The organism is Candidatus Acidulodesulfobacterium ferriphilum (assembly GCA_004195035.1).
GTDB lineage: Bacteria > SZUA-79 > SZUA-79 > Acidulodesulfobacterales > Acidulodesulfobacteraceae > Acidulodesulfobacterium > Acidulodesulfobacterium ferriphilum.
The window spans coordinates 231,359-250,688 of the sequence record SGBD01000002.1 but is presented as its reverse complement, the minus strand read 5'-3'; the positions used below and the strand labels follow the sequence as shown (position 1 = coordinate 250,688).

The 19,330-nt window shown below is 38.8% G+C and carries 17 protein-coding genes; 16 read left to right on the top strand and 1 reads right to left on the bottom strand.

Features of this window, described 5'->3' with window-relative positions:
• Window positions 1-162: 162 nt before the first annotated feature.
• The 5 genes from EVJ47_05620 (at window position 163) to EVJ47_05600 (ending at window position 5,482) form a co-directional block, all read left to right on the top strand.
• Window positions 163-1,146, top strand: a complete 984-nt coding sequence (locus EVJ47_05620; GenBank protein RZD14645.1) for a mechanosensitive ion channel family protein — start codon at window positions 163-165, stop codon at window positions 1,144-1,146.
• 105 nt (window positions 1,147-1,251) lie between these two features.
• Window positions 1,252-1,449 (top strand): 4-oxalocrotonate tautomerase family protein, encoded by a 198-nt coding sequence (locus tag EVJ47_05615; protein RZD14644.1) that lies wholly within the window; start codon window positions 1,252-1,254, stop codon window positions 1,447-1,449.
• Between the two features lie 36 nt (window positions 1,450-1,485).
• Window positions 1,486-2,226 (top strand): type I 3-dehydroquinate dehydratase, encoded by a 741-nt coding sequence (locus EVJ47_05610; protein RZD14643.1) that lies wholly within the window; start codon window positions 1,486-1,488, stop codon window positions 2,224-2,226.
• A 123-nt stretch (window positions 2,227-2,349) separates the two neighbouring features.
• The gene (locus EVJ47_05605; GenBank protein ID RZD14642.1) at window positions 2,350-4,077 is read left to right on the top strand and encodes a GspE/PulE family protein; all 1,728 of its coding nucleotides are present in this window, start codon (window positions 2,350-2,352) and stop codon (window positions 4,075-4,077) included.
• Between the two features lie 190 nt (window positions 4,078-4,267).
• Window positions 4,268-5,482: a type II secretion system F family protein gene (locus EVJ47_05600; protein ID RZD14641.1), complete on the top strand. Its 1,215-nt coding sequence runs from the start codon at window positions 4,268-4,270 to the stop codon at window positions 5,480-5,482.
• 43 nt (window positions 5,483-5,525) lie between these two features.
• On the opposite strand, the gene EVJ47_05595 is transcribed toward EVJ47_05600, so the two are convergent.
• Window positions 5,526-7,214, bottom strand: coding sequence for a methyl-accepting chemotaxis protein (locus EVJ47_05595; GenBank protein RZD14640.1), 1,689 nt, complete (start codon window positions 7,212-7,214; stop codon window positions 5,526-5,528).
• Window positions 7,215-7,546: 332 nt separating this feature from the next.
• Here EVJ47_05595 and EVJ47_05590 point away from each other — a divergent pair, with 332 nt between their 5' ends.
• The 11 genes from EVJ47_05590 (at window position 7,547) to EVJ47_05540 (ending at window position 19,322) form a co-directional block, all read left to right on the top strand.
• Window positions 7,547-8,659, top strand: a complete 1,113-nt coding sequence (locus EVJ47_05590) for an efflux RND transporter periplasmic adaptor subunit (GenBank protein ID RZD14639.1) — start codon at window positions 7,547-7,549, stop codon at window positions 8,657-8,659.
• Window positions 8,660-8,713: 54 nt separating this feature from the next.
• The gene (locus EVJ47_05585; protein ID RZD14638.1) at window positions 8,714-11,905 is read left to right on the top strand and encodes an efflux RND transporter permease subunit; all 3,192 of its coding nucleotides are present in this window, start codon (window positions 8,714-8,716) and stop codon (window positions 11,903-11,905) included.
• Window positions 11,906-12,035: 130 nt separating this feature from the next.
• Window positions 12,036-12,797: an enoyl-CoA hydratase/isomerase family protein gene (locus tag EVJ47_05580; GenBank protein ID RZD14637.1), complete on the top strand. Its 762-nt coding sequence runs from the start codon at window positions 12,036-12,038 to the stop codon at window positions 12,795-12,797.
• Between the two features lie 112 nt (window positions 12,798-12,909).
• Entirely contained in the window at window positions 12,910-13,296 is a 387-nt protein-coding gene (locus tag EVJ47_05575) for an ArsR family transcriptional regulator (GenBank protein ID RZD14636.1), read from the top strand.
• A 253-nt stretch (window positions 13,297-13,549) separates the two neighbouring features.
• Window positions 13,550-14,284: a 4Fe-4S dicluster domain-containing protein gene (locus EVJ47_05570; GenBank protein RZD14635.1), complete on the top strand. Its 735-nt coding sequence runs from the start codon at window positions 13,550-13,552 to the stop codon at window positions 14,282-14,284.
• Window positions 14,285-14,383: 99 nt separating this feature from the next.
• Window positions 14,384-15,475 carry a heterodisulfide reductase subunit B gene (locus EVJ47_05565; protein ID RZD14634.1) on the top strand — a complete coding sequence of 364 codons (1,092 nt, stop codon included), beginning with the start codon at window positions 14,384-14,386 and terminating at the stop codon, window positions 15,473-15,475.
• Window positions 15,476-15,576: 101 nt separating this feature from the next.
• Window positions 15,577-16,626: a CoB--CoM heterodisulfide reductase iron-sulfur subunit A family protein gene (locus EVJ47_05560; protein ID RZD14633.1), complete on the top strand. Its 1,050-nt coding sequence runs from the start codon at window positions 15,577-15,579 to the stop codon at window positions 16,624-16,626.
• 69 nt (window positions 16,627-16,695) lie between these two features.
• Window positions 16,696-17,340 (top strand): hypothetical protein, encoded by a 645-nt coding sequence (locus tag EVJ47_05555; protein RZD14632.1) that lies wholly within the window; start codon window positions 16,696-16,698, stop codon window positions 17,338-17,340.
• Window positions 17,337-18,242, top strand: coding sequence for a disulfide reductase (locus EVJ47_05550; GenBank protein RZD14631.1), 906 nt, complete (start codon window positions 17,337-17,339; stop codon window positions 18,240-18,242). The genes EVJ47_05555 and EVJ47_05550 overlap by 4 nt, the downstream gene beginning before the upstream one ends.
• A 167-nt stretch (window positions 18,243-18,409) precedes the next feature.
• Window positions 18,410-18,847, top strand: a complete 438-nt coding sequence (gcvH, locus tag EVJ47_05545; GenBank protein RZD14630.1) for a glycine cleavage system protein GcvH — start codon at window positions 18,410-18,412, stop codon at window positions 18,845-18,847.
• Between the two features lie 28 nt (window positions 18,848-18,875).
• A complete protein-coding gene (locus EVJ47_05540; GenBank protein RZD14629.1) occupies window positions 18,876-19,322 on the top strand; it encodes a glycine cleavage system protein H in 447 nt (148 codons plus the stop codon).
• Window positions 19,323-19,330: the final 8 nt, after the last annotated feature.

The following is a 19,330-nucleotide window of genomic DNA, read 5'->3' as shown; positions in this document are numbered from 1 at the left end:
AGAAACTATTAAAATTGTTTCAACATATTATAAATTCTGGATTCCTGCTTTCGCAGGAATGACAATGTTGGAATTTAACTTTTCACCCAACGGCTGTCATTCCTGCGAAAGCAGGAATCCAGAAAAATAAATTTCTAACGGTGATTTAAGGAAATATTAACTATGAAAAAGAAAAAGGACGACTATAAAAACGACTATCTTAAGAATAGGTATATACGTAAATTATTTAATGCGCTGATATTAATAGCCGTTCTCGGCGGTTTATCTTTTGTCGGTTTTTATGTCATATCATATTACGCGAGATATTTTCCGAAAGGTTCTCTGCCGAAAGGTTCCTTTTCCATTATAGAGGCTGTTTTTATAGCGGTTTTTGGGATAATCGCGATAAAGGTTATCCAAAAGAATTTATTTAAGGTACTCGGCGGCTATATTTCCGAGGACAGAGCCGGATTTTTTAGATTTTTACTCAGCTTTATCGCATATTTTACTCTGGTATTATTTATTTTTACCACCTTAGGCATAGACATATCCAACATTCTTCTCGGCGCTACTTTTTTGGGCGTAATACTGGGTATCGCATCGCAGTCCCTTCTGTCTAATTTATTTGCCGGATTTGTAATTATTTTTGGAAAACCCTTCAGAATAGGAGACAGGATAACCGTTGTAACATGGCAATACGGTCTTTTAATGTCAACTTATCAGCATGAGGCTGTCAAGCCCGGATATACGGGGGTCATAAAAGACATTAATATACTTTTTACGACAATTGTCGAAGATAGCGGCTTTACTATGAGAGCGCCGAATAATATTTTAATGCAGGCTTTGATAACGAATTACTCTAATACGCGCAGAAGGATAGTCAGAGTGAGGTTCGAGCTGGATAAAAAAGTAGATTTCGAAAGTTTTAAAACGGAATTATTTAATTACTTAACAGGCGCAGGCGCAGATGATATAAATAGTAACAATAATAGTAACGGCGGGGTTAATAACTTAATCGAAAAAGACCCGTCCCCGTTAATCAGGGTTGCCGATGTTTCCCTGACCAGTTATTTTGTGGCCGTAGAAGTTTACACTCCCCAGATTTATGAAGACCCCGTAAGGGATTTAGTCTTATCGTTCGTTATAAAAAGGAAAAAGGATAATTGAATAATTTATAAAAAATTGTTATAGTAAGTTTTATTAAAATTAAAAGTTTCAAGCTCGCTTTAACTTAATAATCATTAAATTATTTTATACCTTCGGAGGAATAAAATGCCGTTTGTGTCCATTAAAATGCTTGAAGGAAGAACAAAGGAACAAAAGAAAAATCTTATCGAATCTGTTACTAAAAGTGTGGCAGAAAGTTTAAATATAGACGAAAAAGCCGTATGGGTTGTCGTGGAAGACTTTCCGAAGGATGAGTGGGGATTGGGCGGGGAACTGGCATCGGAAAAGATTAAAACTAAATAAACATAATTAATTAAATTATCGAAGGATTTACTGGCTATGCCGAGACTGTGCTTGTCCGTCGGAAACACGACATTGGATAATATATTTCCAGATATAGATTATGCTAAGGCTAAAGGCGTTGAATTTTTAGAAATTAGATTCGATTTAATTAAAGAGACCGCCGCCTTGCCCCTGCTAAACGACCATCTAATTGTCAAAAAGATTTCTAAATTAATTTCTTATTCAAATGATAACGGTATAAATATAATCGGCACAAAAAGAGGTACGGAAAATTCCGACAGGTTTAGATTCTTAAAATCGCTTGTAGAAGTTGGGATACATTTTGTCGATATCGAGCTTGATATTTTAGAAAGATATTTAATAAAAGAATTTATTCTTTTTGCCCGCTCTAAAAACTCAAAGGTTATTCTGTCCGTTCATGATAATAGCAAGCCCATAAATTTACGGGATACGATTCAATATTATATCGATTCAAGTTTTTTCGGCGCCGATTTTTTTAAAATTGCCGATACGGCAAATTCAAGCGAAGACGCCTTAAATACGCTTGAGAAAAACCAAAAACTCGCCAGGATTAAAACGGAAGGTTCGTCAACTTTTCCAGATTTTACCGTCTTTAGCATGGGTGAAAAAGGGAAAATAACAAGGGTTTTATCTTTGCTTTACGGTTCGTCGCTTGCGTACTGCTCTTCCCCATCAGGAATAACGGCTCCCGGGCAGATTGGGGTCGATGAATTTAGAAGCGAGTATTTAAAGGTATCGGGTGCATACAAATTTTAACGCATACGGGAAGAATAACGGGATGCTCCCATCTCTGAGTAAGGGATGCCCCGAAGAACAAACAGAGGAGCAGGTAGCGTGACGCGCAACGCATAAGGGTGATAAAATTATGGTAATACTATTATGGGCTTATTGATTAATAACTTATCTAAGACAAAAAAGCTCGGCGAGATTTTAATCGATGCAAAGCTTTTAAATCAGACACAGCTTGAAACCGCTCTTATCGAGGCAAAAAAAAGAAATTTAAGATTAGGCGCGGCGTTAACAAATCTCGGAATTTTGTCGGAAGACAATATGATAGATGCCTTGTCGTCACAGCTCAATGTAAAAAAGATCGATTTATCGAAAATTATTATAGACCCGGCAGTCGGAAAAATTATACCCGAGGGGCTTTCAAGACAATTTAAAATGGTAGGGATAAGTCTCTCAGACGGTATTTTTACCGTTGCCTTATCGGACCCTTTGAATGTCTTTGCAACCGATGCGTTAAGAAGGCATGTCCATTACAATATAGAAATAGTTCTGGCAAAAGAACATGAAATAATAAGAGCGATAGACTTTGTTTATACGGCTAAAGATATATCAAAGGCTTCTTTCGGCCAAAATATTGCTACGAATACTCCCGGGGCGGCGGCAGGCTTTTCTATCCCGCGGGCGGCGTCTGCAACGGTTAAAGAGGTTCTGGAGTCTGAGGACATAAATATCATAAAGCTCGTAGATAACATTATATTTTCTGCCTCCAAAAACAGGGCTTCGGATATTCATATAGAGCCTTTGACCGATGAAATTATCGTCAGAGAGCGGGTTGACGGGGAGCTTATAGATGTAAACAGGATTCCGCTCCAGTTTTTAAACCCCGTTATTGCAAGAATAAAAATAATGGCTAATATGGATATCGCCGAAAAAAGGAATCCTCAGGATTCGAGATTCGAAATAAATGCGGGCGGTAAAAATCTTGATGTCAGGGTTTCCATCGTTCCGATGATAAACGGAGAAAAGGCCGTTCTTAGATTATTGGATAAGTCTTTGAGCATTTCTAAGGTTTCGGATTTGCCTTTAGATAAAAATATAAAGGATAAAATTTTAAAAATAATATATAAAAAATACGGACTGTTTCTTATAACCGGTCCTACCGGCTCCGGTAAAACGACGACGGCATATTCCGTAATTACGGAACTTAACAGCTTAAATAAGAATATAGTAACGGTGGAAGACCCCGTTGAATACAAGATAAGGCATGTCAACCAGATTGAAGCTAATCTTAGAGGCGGCGTGAGCTTTACAGGGGCTTTAAGGGCAGTTTTAAGGCAGGACCCGGATATTATATTAGTGGGCGAAATAAGAGACGACGAGACGGCTCGAATTTCGATTCAGGCAGCGCTGACAGGCCACTTTGTCGTTTCTACGCTTCATACCCAGGATGCGTCTAATGCTATTTCAAGGCTCTTGGATATGAGGATAGAGCCGTTTTTAATTTCATCGTCGCTTGCAGGGGCAGTCGGGCAAAGGTTGGTTAAAAAGTTGTGCGATAAATGCAAAAAGCCTTATACGCCTGAACCGGCGGTTATTAAAGAGTTGGGGCTGTCTTCCGATGCCGCCTATACATTTTATAAAGAAGCGGGATGCGATTTGTGCAGGGATACAGGCTTTTACGGGAGGATTAGTATTATGGAACTTTTAATGCCAACTAGAAATATTCAAAAGTTAATAATCGAAAGGGCAGATTCGGCGCAAATTAGAAGCGAGGCTGTCGGGGAAGGATTCGTTCCGTTGCGGACAGCGGGATTAAAAAAGGTTATAGACGGCAGTACCACGCTTGAAGAGGTTCTTCAAGCCACGCAGGATATATAAAATAAAATTACCTTAGTCCTGCATTAGAAATGTTATTTTCTGGATTATCGCTTCGCTCCCTTCCTTCGTGCTCGTGAAGTTCCTTTGGAACTTCACGAGTGCCGTAAAGCACGAGAGCGAAGCGGGAATCAGGTATTGTTTAATATTGAAGTATTTGAATAATTTCTCACACAGGATTAAGGAATTAATTATGACTATTTACAGTTACAGGGCAAGGGATAAATCGGGAAAACTCATAGTCGGAAGGCTGGAAGCCGCATCGCCTATTTCTGCCGAAAAACAAATAGAGGATTTACGGCTTATCCCGATACAGGTGGAAGAGGCAACGAGTTTTTCCTGGGGGGACATATTCCCAATCCTTCAGACGGTATCCAAAAAGGATGTAGTTATTTTTTCAAGACAATTAGCTACGCTTTACCAATCAGGAGTTCCGCTTACAAAAAGTTTAGATTCCTTAATAGAATTTACCAGAAACAGGAAATTTAAAGCTATTTTAAACGGGGTTAAACAGGATGTCGAAAGCGGTCAAACCCTTTCTCAAAGTCTGGCAAGGCATCCGAATGTTTTTTCGGAAATTTATGTCAATATGGTAGGGGTCGGGGAAACAAGCGGGCTTTTGTATGACATACTCGTAAGGCTTGCGCTCTTAATGGAAAAGGATATGGCAGTTAAATCAAAAGTGAGAAGCGCCACATTCTATCCGAAAATAGTATTATCTGCCATTGTTATTGCCGTAGTTATCCTTGTCGGATTTGTAATACCGAAATTTGCTATGCTTTACAAGAGTTTTAATGTTCCGCTTCCCTTGGAGACAAGGATTTTGGTTGCAATATCGAATTTTTTCGTAAATTACTGGTACATAATTTTCGGGGCGGTCGCATCATCGGTTATTGCCGTAAAGTTATTTATAAACTCTAAAGGCGGAAGGCTTTGGTGGGATGAATACAAGCTGAAAATACCTATTTTCGGGAGTATATTTTACAAATCTATGATGAGCCAGTTTACAAGGATTTTTGGGCTGTTGTTTCAGAGCGGGCTGCCGGTGAACAGGTCGTTCGAACTCATTAGAAATGCCGTAAACAATAAATTTTTTACCAAAAAAATAGATGAAATACAATTAGATGTTACGAAGGGGGAATCCATCTCCAACAGTTTTAAAAACTCCAAAATATTTTCGAGCATCGTAATTCAAATGGTGAGCGTCGGGGAGGAAACAGGGCATATAGACGAAATGCTTGCGAAGGTTTCCGATTACTTCGACGAAGATTTAGACCATCAGCTCAGTATGCTTCAGGCAAGCATAGAACCTGTTCTTTTAACCATAATTTTCGGCATGGTCCTTTTCCTTGCGTTAGCAATTTACTTACCTATAATAGATGTTATAAACTTTGCAAAGCAGGGGTAATCTTGCCGGCTGATTTTCGCCTAAGCCCAAACTGGAAACTGCTCTAAACCTTAAAAACGCTTACCATATCCGATAAATTAGTAGCCATGCGGGCAAGCTCTTCGGATGACGCAATGACCTGTTTAGAAGCGCTTGATGCGCTATCCTGGGAATTAATGATTTCCCCTGACGATAATGATATTTCTTCGCTGACCTGAGACTGCTCTTCCGATGCGGCTGCAATTTGCGTAATCATTTCTTTAAGCTTGCTCATTAAATTATTTATACGGGATATAGCTTCCGCGGATTTTTGAGCAATTTCGGCTCCTTTTGACACTTCCTCCCTGCCCTTTTGCATCGAGGTAACAGCCTCGTGCGTGTTTTTCTGTATGCTTAATATCATCGATTCAATTTCTTTTGTTGCCTTTGTCGTCCTTTCGGCAAGCTTTCTGACCTCGTCCGCAACAACGGCAAAGCCTCTTCCCTGTTCTCCAGCGCGAGCGGCTTCGATTGCGGCATTTAGCGCAAGCAGATTAGTCTGGTCGGCTATGTCGTTTATTACACCGATTATTTCCCCTATCTTTTCTGACGAAGTTCCCAGCTCCGTAATGGTATTAGAGACTATTCCTACGGTACGCTCTATATTTTTCATCTCCGTCGCCACATCCTGAACGGATTTTGTTCCGTATTCAACCACCTTTTCGGTTTCTGAGGCTTTGTTGGCGGAAGAGTTGGAATTTTTGGCAACCTCTACGATGGCTATGGACATCTGTTTAATGGATTCTATAATCATGGATGCCTTTTCTCTCATTTGTTGTATCGTTTTTTCGAATTCTTTTGAAGATGCGGAAAGTTCTTCCGACTGAGAGCCGAGGCGGCCGGATGTATTCATAATGCCTTTTACATTATTGGATAGAGAATCAACTAAGCTGTTTATATTTTCCGCAAGAATGCCGATTTCGCTTTCCCTATGGACATTCAGCTTTATTTTGGAAGTCAAATCGCCTTCGGCGATATGCTTTATTTTATTAACGGCGATATTTAATGTATCCACTACGGTTTTTTTAAAATAAATTGCCACAAATAATAGTATTATTAAAAACAGGATGGGAAAGACGGTAAAAAGGATATTTAAAAATTTTACTTTGCCGTAATACGACGACATTGCCGCGCGGTGTATATTGCCTATTTGGCTTATCATCGGATTAAGCTGGCTTTCAAAATATGCAGGGCTCATTGCGGCGCCGAGCAATAACGGGTATTTTAAAACCCTTTCGGCTATCGGATGAAAAATATGATATTTTTGGGACAGGCTTAAAAGGTTAAGCCTGGTATTTTTAGAGACAAACATATGTAAATTGGTCTTTTTAATTCCAAAAATAGAATTAGCTTTAACATTTTTAAATCCGGAGGTATAACCTTTTAAAGCAAATCCTAAATTCGTAAATTCATTTTTGGAAACATTTGCTATTTTTAATATTTTTGCATTGTAAAATTTTTTGATTTTAGATTTAGCCTTTTTAGATTTAGCCGTGTTTATTTTGAGCATTTTTTCACGGGATAGAAATATTATCTGCAAAAGATTTCCCTTGAGGTCTTTAATTGCTCCTTCGGTCTGGGAAACGGCATTCATATTTAAGGTATCCCGCTTCAAAGCGCCTGCGTAGTAAATCAAAAATACATTTATCGATAAAATAAAAATGAACCCTGCTATCATGAGAAAATAGAGCTTGGATTTTAATGTTTTAAACATAAAATTAATTCTCCTTGTTCCATTTGTTTATTGTAAAATGAGTTTCGCGGTCTAACGGCCATACTAAATTAAAAGAAAATGTTATTCGATATAAATAATAAATATATTATTAATTTGAAAAAGTAAAGTAAATATTTTCGTGAAAGTAATTTAAAAATTGTTGACTTAAAATATATTGAAATGATAATATATTGATAATCATATATATTTTTATTGCATATTTTCGGATATAATTAGAAGAGTTATAATGATTTGTATTGCATAAGCAGAATACGACAGTTATTAATTCGGAATAAATTATAACATTATTTGCGTTTACCGGAGTGTTTACGATGACAATTAAGATTAAAAATTCGGAAGGTTTTTTCAATTTGAATTTTATTGCCCTTAAAAAAAGGTTCAGGCTTGTTTTTTATCTTTTAATTTTATTATCCATTCCGTTATTAATATCCGGATGCGCAAAGAAACCCTCGTTTATTCAAAAGATGCCTCAAAGAGTGAATGTCCATGCCGTTAAAACCTCTTATAAAATAATAGGCAAATATTTAAAATCCCCCGGAAATGTAGTTTCTTTAAATAATACCGTTATCTCCGCCCATATAATGGGATATGTCGTATATGAAAATATACATTTAGGACAAAGCGTGGAAAGGGGACAGCTACTTTTAAAGTTGAGCGCTCCCGAGATCAGGTCGAAGTATTATGCCGCTAAAGCGGGATTTTTAAACGCTCAAAAGACTTACGGCAGAATGAAAAGGCTTTATAAAGAAAATTCCGTTTCGAGGCAGGCATATGATAACGCATTTATGCAATATAAGGTTGCAAAGGCCGATTTAAACGCCGCCTTAAGCTACTTAAATTATAAAAACATTTACTCCCCGATAAACGGGGTTATAACTCAAAAAAAGGTTTTTTTGGGAGACCTTGCCTCTCCGGGGCAGATACTCTTGATGATACAAGCCGTAAATAGATTAGAATTCAAAACGGATGTCGATGTTAAATATTACCGTATTATCAAGGCAAACGAAAGGGTTAAATTAGACATTAATTCTGTTAATAAAACAGCCAGCGGGACGGTAATATCCGTCGTCAAATCCGCCAATCCTTATTCTCATTCCGTTACGGTAAGGATTAAGATTAACCGGCCGGAAAAGCATGACATGCTTCCCGGCATGTACGGCGTCGCAAGATTTAAGATAGGCAAAAGAAAAGCCATGATTATTCCGAAAGCGGCCGTGTTGAAAAGGCTCGGGATTTGGGGCGTATATATTGCAAATAACGAGGGGGAAGTTATGTTTCAGCCTATTAAAAAGGGTCCGATTTATAAAAAAAATTATATTATAGCTTTAAACGGGCTAAGTCCTGATTTAACCGTAATTACATCGGGTTTAAGCAAAATCTCCGCCTTCGGCTATGTTAACCCCGAATATTCAACGCATCGATAGATTTTAATTTGCCGATAGAAAACACAATTTACGCAAGGAGCTATAATAATCAAGATGAACAAAAACTTTAGCGCTAAAATTACCGAATTTTTTATAGAAAACAAGATAACGGTTTTATTGATTTTATTCAGTATCGGATTCGGTATTATTGCGATACTTTTTACGCCGAGGCAGTATAACCCCCAGATTATAGTTCCTGCCGCAAATGTTATCGTCAGGTTTCCGGGAGCCAGCGCCGATCAGGTTAAAAACCTTGTCACTAAGCCGCTCGAAAGGAAAATGTGGCAGATTCCCGGCGTAAAGCATGTCTATTCCATTTCAATGAATTCCCAATCCATCGTTACCGTAGAGTTTCACGTTAACGCAAGCAGGGATAAAAGCCTTGTCGATTTGTACAATAAGGTTTTTTCCAACCTGAACGAAATTCCAAAGGGGGCGATGAGACCCCTTATAAAGCCGATAGATGTAAATCATGTGCCTATACTCAACATTACCCTGTGGAGCAAAAAGTACGGCGGCGGGTATTTAACCGCCGTTGCGGGCAGAATATTAGACAGATTGGATGCCGTTCACGGAACCGGCGTTACATTTTTAAACGGGGCAAGATATAAGCAGTTAAATGTTTATCTTAACCCGGTTGAAATGGCCGCTTATAATGTTTCTCCTTTAATGATTGCACAGGAACTTAAAGGAACTAATATCGATTTGCCTGCCGGCTTCCTCCAAAATAACGACAAAAAAACATTTTTGACGGCGGGGGGATATTTTCACCGTGTCAGTTCGGTTAAAAATTTTATTATTTCCGTTTTTAACGGCAGGCCTGTTTACTTAAAAGATGTGGCTGCCGTTAAATATTCCTACAGACCATTAAATTCTTTATCCGAAATCGGTTTTGGCAAGTATTACGGAGAAATTAATTTTAAAGACAAGATAATAGCCGGCGCCAAAGGTATATATCCTGCCGTGACTATCGCAATCGCAAAAAGAAGGGGAAAGAATGCGGTTACCGTTGTTGATAATGTGCTGCGGGATTTTCATTCGATAGTTAAAAACGACATGCCGAACGGCGTTCATTATACTATAACGAGAAATGACGGAAAAAAGGCAAACAATGCCGTCAATAAGCTATTGTTTCATTTAATAATAAGCATAGCGATTGTTATAGCCCTCCTTTTGATAATATTGGGTTGGCGGGAGGCGTTCATAGTCGCGTTTACCATTCCTTTAATGTTGTTTCTAACTCTCGGAATTGCCTTTATTTTCCATCAAACGCTTAATAGAATAACGCTCTTCGCATTGATACTTTCGCTGGGACTTTTGGTCGATAATGCGATTGTCGTTATCGATAATATAGAAAGGGTTTTTTCAAGGCAGAGGAATATACTGCCCGCTTATGCCGTGGACGCCGTTAATGAGATAGGAAATCCTAATTTCTTCGCAACTTTAGCGGTTATAGCATCTTTTATACCTATGCTGTTTGTTACCGGCATGATGGGCCCTTACATGAGGCCGATTCCCTTTAATGTTCCGATAGCCATGATAGTGTCGTTATTTGTCGCTCTTACGATTGTTCCGTGGTTTTACTTAAAGCTCATGGCAAACGAAAAAGGCATGGCGCTTCTTCATAAAAAGGAGAAAAAGAAAGAAAACAAAGATATTAAAAAGGGTTTATACGGTAAAATATTGACTCCATTGCTTTTGAACAGGAAGAAAAGGTTAATTTTTATTTCGGCAATTATTTTTCTTTTTATTGCCGCAATGGCGCTGCCGGTTTTAAAAATAGTAAAATTTAAAATGCTTCCCGTCGCCAATGCAAATACCTTTTTGATAACTATAAATACCAAGCCCGGTTCTTCCTTCGAAAAAACTAATCTTGTTACGCTTAATGTGATAAATTATTTAAAAAGAATAAAACAGGTTAAAAATTATGTCGCCACCGTCGGAACGCCTTCCGTAATAGATTTTTCGGGACTGCTTCGCGGTTCTAATTTCAGAAATGCAAGCTGGTTTTCGGAAATCAGGGTAAATTTAATAAGCAAAGATAAAAGGACGGTATCATCGCATCAGCTTGCTTTAAATATTTTGCCCGTGGTTCACCTTATCGGCAAAAAATACGGCGCAACTATAAAAGTTCTTGAAAGCCCGCCTGGGCCGCCGGTAAAAGCAACAATAGTGGCGGAAATTTACGGATCAAATTATAAGGAACAGGAAAGGCTTTCCAAGACTGTAGAGTCAACGATGAAAAAGACAAGGGGCGTAACCGATGTAAATTCTTCTTATAAAAAGCCTATAAGAAAGGTAATGTTAATTATACGCAGAAGAAAAGCCTCGTTGCTCGGCATAAGTTCCGAAGAGGTTGCAAGGTCTGTTTATCTTTTGAATAACGGCATGACGGTTGGAACAATTCACAGAAAAGGGCATTTGCATCAGGAAGATATTTATTTAAGGATGCCCGATTCTTTTAAAACAGATATAAATTCGCTTTCAAGCATCTGGATTTATGCCCCTTACGCCAACAGATTAGTGCCTTTAAATTCCGTGGTTAAAATAAAACACGGCTATTTGCGCAACATGATTTATGAAAGGGACTTAAAACCTGTCGTATATGTTTACGGCAAGGTTATAAAAAGAAGCCCGATGTATGCAAATTTGGATTTATTTCTGCACTTTTTAAAGCATCCCTTGCCGGCTGGTTATAGTATAAGATGGGGCGGGGAGTGGCATCTTACGCTTAAGGTTTTTGCGCAATTGGGCGCGGCTATGGGGATAGCCATTTTGCTTATTTACATACTTTTAGTCGGCTACACGGGTTCATTTTTGCTCCCCGTTATACTTATGGGCGCAATACCGCTTGAAATGATTGGAATAATGCCCGGTTTTGCCGTTATAGGGACATACTTTACCGCTACATCTATGATAGGAGCAATTGCTTTATCGGGGATTGTCATAAGAAACTCACTTTTGCTGATAGAATTTATTAACGATAGGAAAAAAGAAGGATATAATATTGAAGATGCGCTGGTCGAAGCGGGCGCAATGAGAGCGAGGCCAATTATTATCACCGCTCTTGCGGTTATATTCGGCTCGGTAATATTGGTAACCGACCCTGTCTGGAATGGGCTTGCCTGGGCGCTTATTTTCGGAATGCTGGCATCTACCGCTTTGACGCTTGTCGTCATTCCTATTCTTTATTATATGATTGAGGGAAGAAGATGGCACAAAGAGGAAATTCACGATAATTTATAAAATTAAAAAGGACTGGATTACCGCTTCGCTCTCGTGTCTGACGACACTCGTGAAGTTTCTTTGAAACTTTTCCGTCTGCGCGGAAGTGACAAAAGCGTAAATTAATACAAATATTACAAAGGAGTCGATTATGCCGATAAGATTCGAATGTAAAAATAGCTGTGTAGCTCTCATAGATATAGATCTGGGAAATAAAAACACCTTTAATATATCGGAGATGAACGAATTAATTAAAATATTCGAAGAACATATAGAAAAAGAGCTTGATTTAAAGGCTATTTTGATAAAAAGCTCCAATGCGGATTTTTATGCAACTGGACCCGCGGTAAAAGAGATCAAAAATCTCGATAAAGACGGAGCGAGATATTATATAACTATTTTAAATAGGATGACAAAACATATTCAGGAATCCCCCGTTCCGGTTATCTGCGTCGTTAAAGGGGCGGTAAGCGGAATAGGTTTTGATATCGTATCGTCCGCCGATTTTAGATTCGCCCTTAAAGATACGGTTTTTGCGGATGTTTCGTCAAAATACGGCTTGTTGTCGCCTTCATCTATTGCGCTTAGATTAAGTTTTTTAATCGGCGTCCAAAGGGCAAAGGAAATTATATTGAGCGGCAAAGATTATTCTGGCAGGGATTTGTATAATTTTAATTTTTTGACGAATATTTTTGACGCGGATGAAATCGATACAAGGGTCGATGATTTTTTAAACAAGTTTAAAGAGTTATCGATCGATTCTTTAAGGCTTAAAAAAAGATTTTTTATAGATTTATGGAAAAATTATATTAAAAATAACCAATTTCCCGTGGACGATATTTTTTCGGAACTGCTTAAAAGCGGAAAGGACTGGAAAAAGCTGCTCGCCGGTTCAGAAAATAAAACCTTATAATTTTTGATATTAGAACATTTTTTTATTTTTTTGCTTGACAAGAATTTTAGAATATTCTATATTTAGAATATACGCATAATTGTGATATGTTATATCACTAAGTAATTAAAAAATGGGAAAAATGGAAAAAGAATTCTGTGTCGACGATACAAATCTGAACAGAAAATGCAAGGAATTGGCTTATATTTTTAAGCTGCTTTCCAATCCAACGAGACTTGGAATTCTCTGCATTGTTGAAGGTGAAGAAGTCAGCGTAAACGATATATCTTCCGCCCTCGGAAAATCCCAATCTAATATTTCCCAACATTTAGCCGTTTTAAGAAATACCGCAATGGTCGATTACAAAAGAGAAGACAATAAGCTTTTGTATTATTTAAAAAATTCTAAAATAAGACAATTAATAAAAGACATAAAAGAGATCAAAGACGCAAAGGATTTTAAGGATATAAGAATATCTGACGATATCTTTCCTGAAACAGATGGCAGCACGGGTCCGTGAGCAGTACCGCTTCCATAGTTTAAAATTCAAATTTCCGCGTAGTGTTTTTTATTTTTAGAAGGTTATTTTTTGCTTCTGCAAAAAATAACCATGTTGGAATTATGTCAAAAATTAATCAATAAAATATCAAAAAGATCGACATATATTCTTCTGCAGATATTAAAAAGCACTGCTTTTTAGCAGAAGAATATGTTTACCCTAAAAGTTGCGAGGCGACTTGATTAAAATATATAAATATGAGGAGGTATTTTAAATGAGTGAAGAAACCAAAAATCCTATCACAGAAAAGATTGAAAGCACCAAGGGGGGGCATTTTTATAAGGAAATTATGAAAGATTTCCGTATTAAAGAGTCCCTTCACGGTTGTTTGAATTGCGGAACCTGCGTGGCTAATTGTCCCGCCGCAGCTTTTTATGATTATTCCCCGCGTGAAGTCTGTCAGATGATGATCGAGGGCGACGAAGAGACGATAGAAGAGTATATGAAGGGCAAAATTTGGAATTGCGCCCAGTGCTACAGTTGCAAATACAGGTGTCCGAAAGAAAACTCCGCAGCGGATATCGTTATGGCTATGAGAGAGATTGCCGTTAGAGAAGGTCTTGCGGCGGAAGCGCTTGCAGGTTATACAAGAATTGCAAAATTGGTTCTTACAAGGGGAAACCAGTTAGCTCCCGATATGCTTTCTCCCGATGCATTTCCAGATTGGGGTCCCAGAATGATAGAGTTGTCATCCAAAAAAATGGAGATGAGAGAGGAACTTTTTGAAGGGTTTCCGGGCATGAATGTCGTAGATAGAGCATGGGCAGCCGAAGATTATACTATATACGAAATGCAAAAGATATGGGAAGAAAGCGGAGCGCTCGAGAAGGTTGGAACGGTGTTCCCCTTTTTAGTCGATATCGTTCAAGAGGATATGGAGGACAAGGCGGAAGAAATGGAAGCTAAAATAGAAGAAAAGAAAGCTAAACTTGAGGCATCCAAAAAATAAAATAAACATAAAGGTTGAATTAAATTAAATAAATATCCCGGCTTTTGCGGGAATGACAATCGATAAGTTAATAAATTTAAGTTAATTTTGGAGGGCATTATGTCTTATGAAATAAATGATGTCAAAACGGGAATAAACCATGGGAAAGGTATGAATTACCATGTCCATGATATAAGGGCGGAGATGAAAAAATTGGAAGAAGAGGGCGAGATTAAGATTGCCCATCTAATCGGTCCTTATAAAGAAGAAGAGGTTATGTACGGAATAAAAAAGAGGGTTCCTTTAGATATGCATTATCAGCATAAAAGCTGCGGACAGTGCGCCAATCTTCCGGGGGTTCCAAGGTCGAATTTTTATTACAGGGATAAGCTTGGAATTAAATACTACAACGATATGCAGCAGACTTCCTGCACCGCCTGGAATTATCATGCATCAGGACTCGGTAATCTTGTTCAGTTAGCGTCCGTTGCCGCCAGAAACTGGCACAGGGCTTATGAAGAAGGCTATAATTTCACGATACACTGTGTTACAAGTTTCGGCAACTATCTTGAGATGAGGCATCTTCTTGTCGGCAATAAAGAACTCAGGGATTCCGTAAAGAAGGTTCTTGCAAAACTCGGCAGAGAACTTGTTATCCCTGAAGAAATTATTCATGACAGTGAAATTGCATATGCCCTGAGGGATAAGATACTGGCGAGCGCCGATCCAAAAAGACTTGAAGGGATTAAAGGATTAAGGGCTGTCGAACATTACGGATGCCATTTCTTTAAGCAGGTATCGGACGATATTATCGGCGGAAAAAGGCCGATAGTTGTCGGAGGTCTTGCTTCCACGCTGGGCGTTCAAATGGAAGAGTATTCAAAATGGTTTATGTGCTGCGGCTTCGGCTTCAGGCATATTCTTGTCAATAGGGAATTTACACGGTCTGCGCAAAATATTAAGCTGAAAGCCATTAAACAAGAAGTAGATCCCGATATGATATTAGTTAACTGCACAGGCTGCGGAACGACTTTTGATAAAACGCAATGGATACAGAAGGCCGTCGGAGAAGATTATCATTACCCGGTTGTATTCTATTCCCAGCTTGCGGCGCTTGCTTTAGGCGCTCATCCGTTTAAAGAAGCAGGTTTAAACTTTCATGTAACGCCCGTCGAACCGCTTTTAGATAAGATGGGTATAGCATATAATTAAATATAAATATTAAATTATTGAATAAGGGGACAGGCTTAAGTCCGTCCCCAAAACAACATTTAAAAAAGTAAAATTATATTCATTAAAGGAGGTATTTTAAGGTGAAAACTGTTTTGGTAATCGGCGGAGGAGTTACTGGACTTAAAGCTGCATCGGAACTTGCAGGAATGGGTTATAATGTTTCTTTGGTTGAAAAGGAAGATTATTTGGGCGGACAGGTGGTAAAGCATAAGTATTATAAGCTTGCACCGGATTTAAGACCTGCGGGAGATGTAATAGACCCCGTTATTAAAGCCGTGGAAAGCAATTCGAATATTAAAGTGCATAAGCATTCGCGCGTAGTATCAGTTTCAGGCAGCGCTCCTGAATTTAAAGCAAAGATAAAAAATTCTAAGGGCGAAAGCGAGGAGACTTTTGGGGCGATTGTTGTGGCTACAGGATTCGAACACTTTGACCCTATCGTAAAGCAGGAATACGGCTATGGAAGATTTAAGGATGTCGTCACAAATTCCGAGGTCGAAGAGATGCTTAATCCTAACGGCCCGACAAAGGGGGAATTAAAAAGACCGTCAGACGGCAAGGTTCCAAAAAAGATTGCAATCTTTCAGTGTGTCGGTTCCCGCGATAAACAGGTAGGCAACCCTTATTGTTGCAGGGTAGGCTGTGTCGTTTCCACAAAGCAGGCAATAGAAATAAAGGAAAAATATCCCGATTCCGAGGTTTATGTTTATTATATGGATATGAGAATGTTCGGAAGGGGCTGGGAGGAACTTTACGGTAAAGCCATGGAAGATTACGAAGTGATATTCACCAGAGGCAGAGGCGCGGAAGTTACGCTTAAGAATCAGCAGCTTTCATTAAGGGCGGAAGAAACCATCATGGACAGGCCGATACAACATTCGGTCGATATGATTATTCTTGCGGCAGGAATTGCGGCGGGAGACGGAACGATAGAGGCCGCAAAAGTTTTGGGCATTAAGCAAAACGATTACGGGTTTCTTGCTCCGAAGGATGATTTTTTAAGTCCCAACGAATCATCTAAGGCAGGCATATATATTGCGGGTGCCGATAAGGGACCGTTGGACATCGAAAATTGTATAGTCGAAGGCGCGGCAGTTGCGGCAAAAGTGGCAAGCAATTTAAAAAATTAATGCTTAGAATTAATATTAATGATTGATGATTGATGATGTTAATAAAATAAGATTTATAAGGAGTCTATAATGGCAGAAAATACTGATAAAATGGTTATAGATGGTGTTGAACTCACAGGTATATGGAAAGAGTTTCTGCCGTCAAGAATATTATATGAGGATGTTACTACGGAATTTCTTGACGAGGTTAAGAAGCTGCCCGGAGGTTCTACGATAGTTAAATGCTACCAATGCGGAACATGTACCGGGGGATGCACCCTTCCCGATTTTGTCGATAAATTTAATCCAAGGAGATTTATCGATTTAGTCAGAAGAGGGCATTACGATATATTAGTGAATGAAAATAAAGATTTAGTCTGGAAATGCGTTTCATGCCAAAGATGCACGCATAGGTGTCCGAGAGGCGTTAATACACAGGAAGTCGTCAGGGCTATCGCCAAATTCCTCGAGGATAGAAAGGTATTTGGAAAACTTACAAACGATGAGGCTTTCGATGAAGTCTTTATGGGAGAAGTTATCGAGGATGGAAGAATCGATGAAGTTAAAATAGTAAAGGATTTCTATTCCAAAACCGGAAGGCTTAAGGATATGATGAGCGCGGACCAGCTTTCTTTAGGGTTTAAGATGCTTACAAGCGGAAGAATTAAGTTATTCGGCGGGAAGATTAAAGACTGGAAGAAAGTTTCCCAAAGGTTAAAGGAGGAATTACAATGAAAATTGGATATTTTCCCGGCTGTTCTTTAAAAGGAATGGCAAGGGCATATGATGAATCGACAAAAATTGTTGCGGAAGGCTTTGGCATAGACTTATTGGAAGTGGACGATTTTAACTGTTGCGGGGCTCTTGAAGCGAAAGGTTCGAACGAAAAATTATCTTATATGCTTCCCGCGAGAGTTATGGATTCCGCAAAAGGCAGATTTCATGTGGATGCCGTAGTTACGCCATGCAACGGCTGCTATCACAGTCTTCTAAGAACCAATGCCGCTATGAATGAAAATGCGGATGCAAAGGGCAGCGTAATAAAATTCCTTAAAGATGTGGGATATGGGACTTACGAAGGAGATATAGATGTAAGACATTTTCTTGAATTATTTTATAACGAAGTGGGTCCGGAAAAGATTAAAGCCTCCGTTAAAAAATCTTTAAAAGGGCTTAAAGTCGCTTCTTATTACGGATGCCTGTATGAAAGACCAAAAACTATTACAAAAACAGGCTATAAAAGCAAAAGAGACGATTCCGAAAACCCTCACTTCCAAGACGATTTATTGAAAGCCACAGGGGCTGAAATAGTAGAGTTTCAGGCTGCCGCTTCATGTTGCGGCGGGGCGCACGCATTGCAGGATGAGTCCTTATCGGCAACTTTATCGGCCGCTATTTTATCTGCCGCCAAAGAGGCGGGCGCCGATGTTTTAGCATTGCCGTGCCCTTTATGTGGGGCGGCGCTGGATATTAAACAGCCTGAAATTATAAAAGCGCATGGGGAAAAGGCAAAACTTCCCGTCGTATATTTCACGCAGCTGATAGGGTTAAGCATGGGTAAATCGCCAAAAGAGCTTAAATTAACCGATCCTATATCTAATCCAATGGAAGTTTTGAAAGCTAAGGGGCTTGTTTAGTAAAAATTAAATTACGCATCACCGGTTTATAAAAAATATTAAACTGCCTGTTTTATTTAATAAAGCAGGCAGTTTTTTTTATATATAATATGCTTGAGAATAAGAAAAAATTATAGTATTATAGATTAAATTTTATAAAATTAAAAATATAAGGAGGAAAATTTATTATGTCAAAACTTAACGGATGTGATATTCCCGAGCATTTGTATTACAGCGTCGAAAAACATGTATGGGGAAAAATCGAATCTGACGGCACGGTTACAATCGGAATGACAAGCGTAGCCCAAAGCTTAGCAGGCAAACTTCTGTACATTACTCCAAAAAAGGTCGGGCAAAAAATCGCTCAATTAAAGTCTGTTGCGACAGTCGAAAGCGGTAAGTATGTCGGTCCTGTTCCCGCTCCATTCTCGGGCGAAATAGTTGCCATCAACGAGGACTTAGTTAAAGATGTGTCCGCCATTAATACCGATCCTTACGGAAAAGGGTGGGTTTGCAAAATAAAGCCTGCCGACGCCGAAGCGGATAAAAAAAATCTCCTTACCGGAAAAGAAGCCGTGGATGCATATAAGAAAAAGATAGAAGCCGACGGAATTAAATGCGAATAATCTATATCAGTCGTAGGAGGACATATCAATGGCACTTTTTAATGAATGCAATATCCCTGAGGATTTATACTATGATATCGAAAACCAGGTATGGGGCAGAAAAAATGATGACGGGACTTTTACATTTGGTATGACCGACCCGGCTCAATCTTTAGCAGGCAAGATTCTTTATGCCGATGTAAAGGCTGTCGGAAAGATTATAAAAAAGGGCAAAAGCGCAGCCACTATAGAAAGCGGAAAATATGTCGGACCTTTTCCGATGCCTTTTTCAGGAGAAATAGTCGATATTAACCATGAATTGGAAAAAGATTCCCATATCATCAACATTGATCCTTATGGAAAGGGATGGATAGTAAAATTAAAGCCGCTTCCCGAATCATTGTCGGATATAAATTCTCTGCCCACGGGAGAAGAGGCGGTTAAATCGTATATAAAAAAATTGGAAGACGAAGATATAATTTGTAAAAAGAGATAATAAATAAA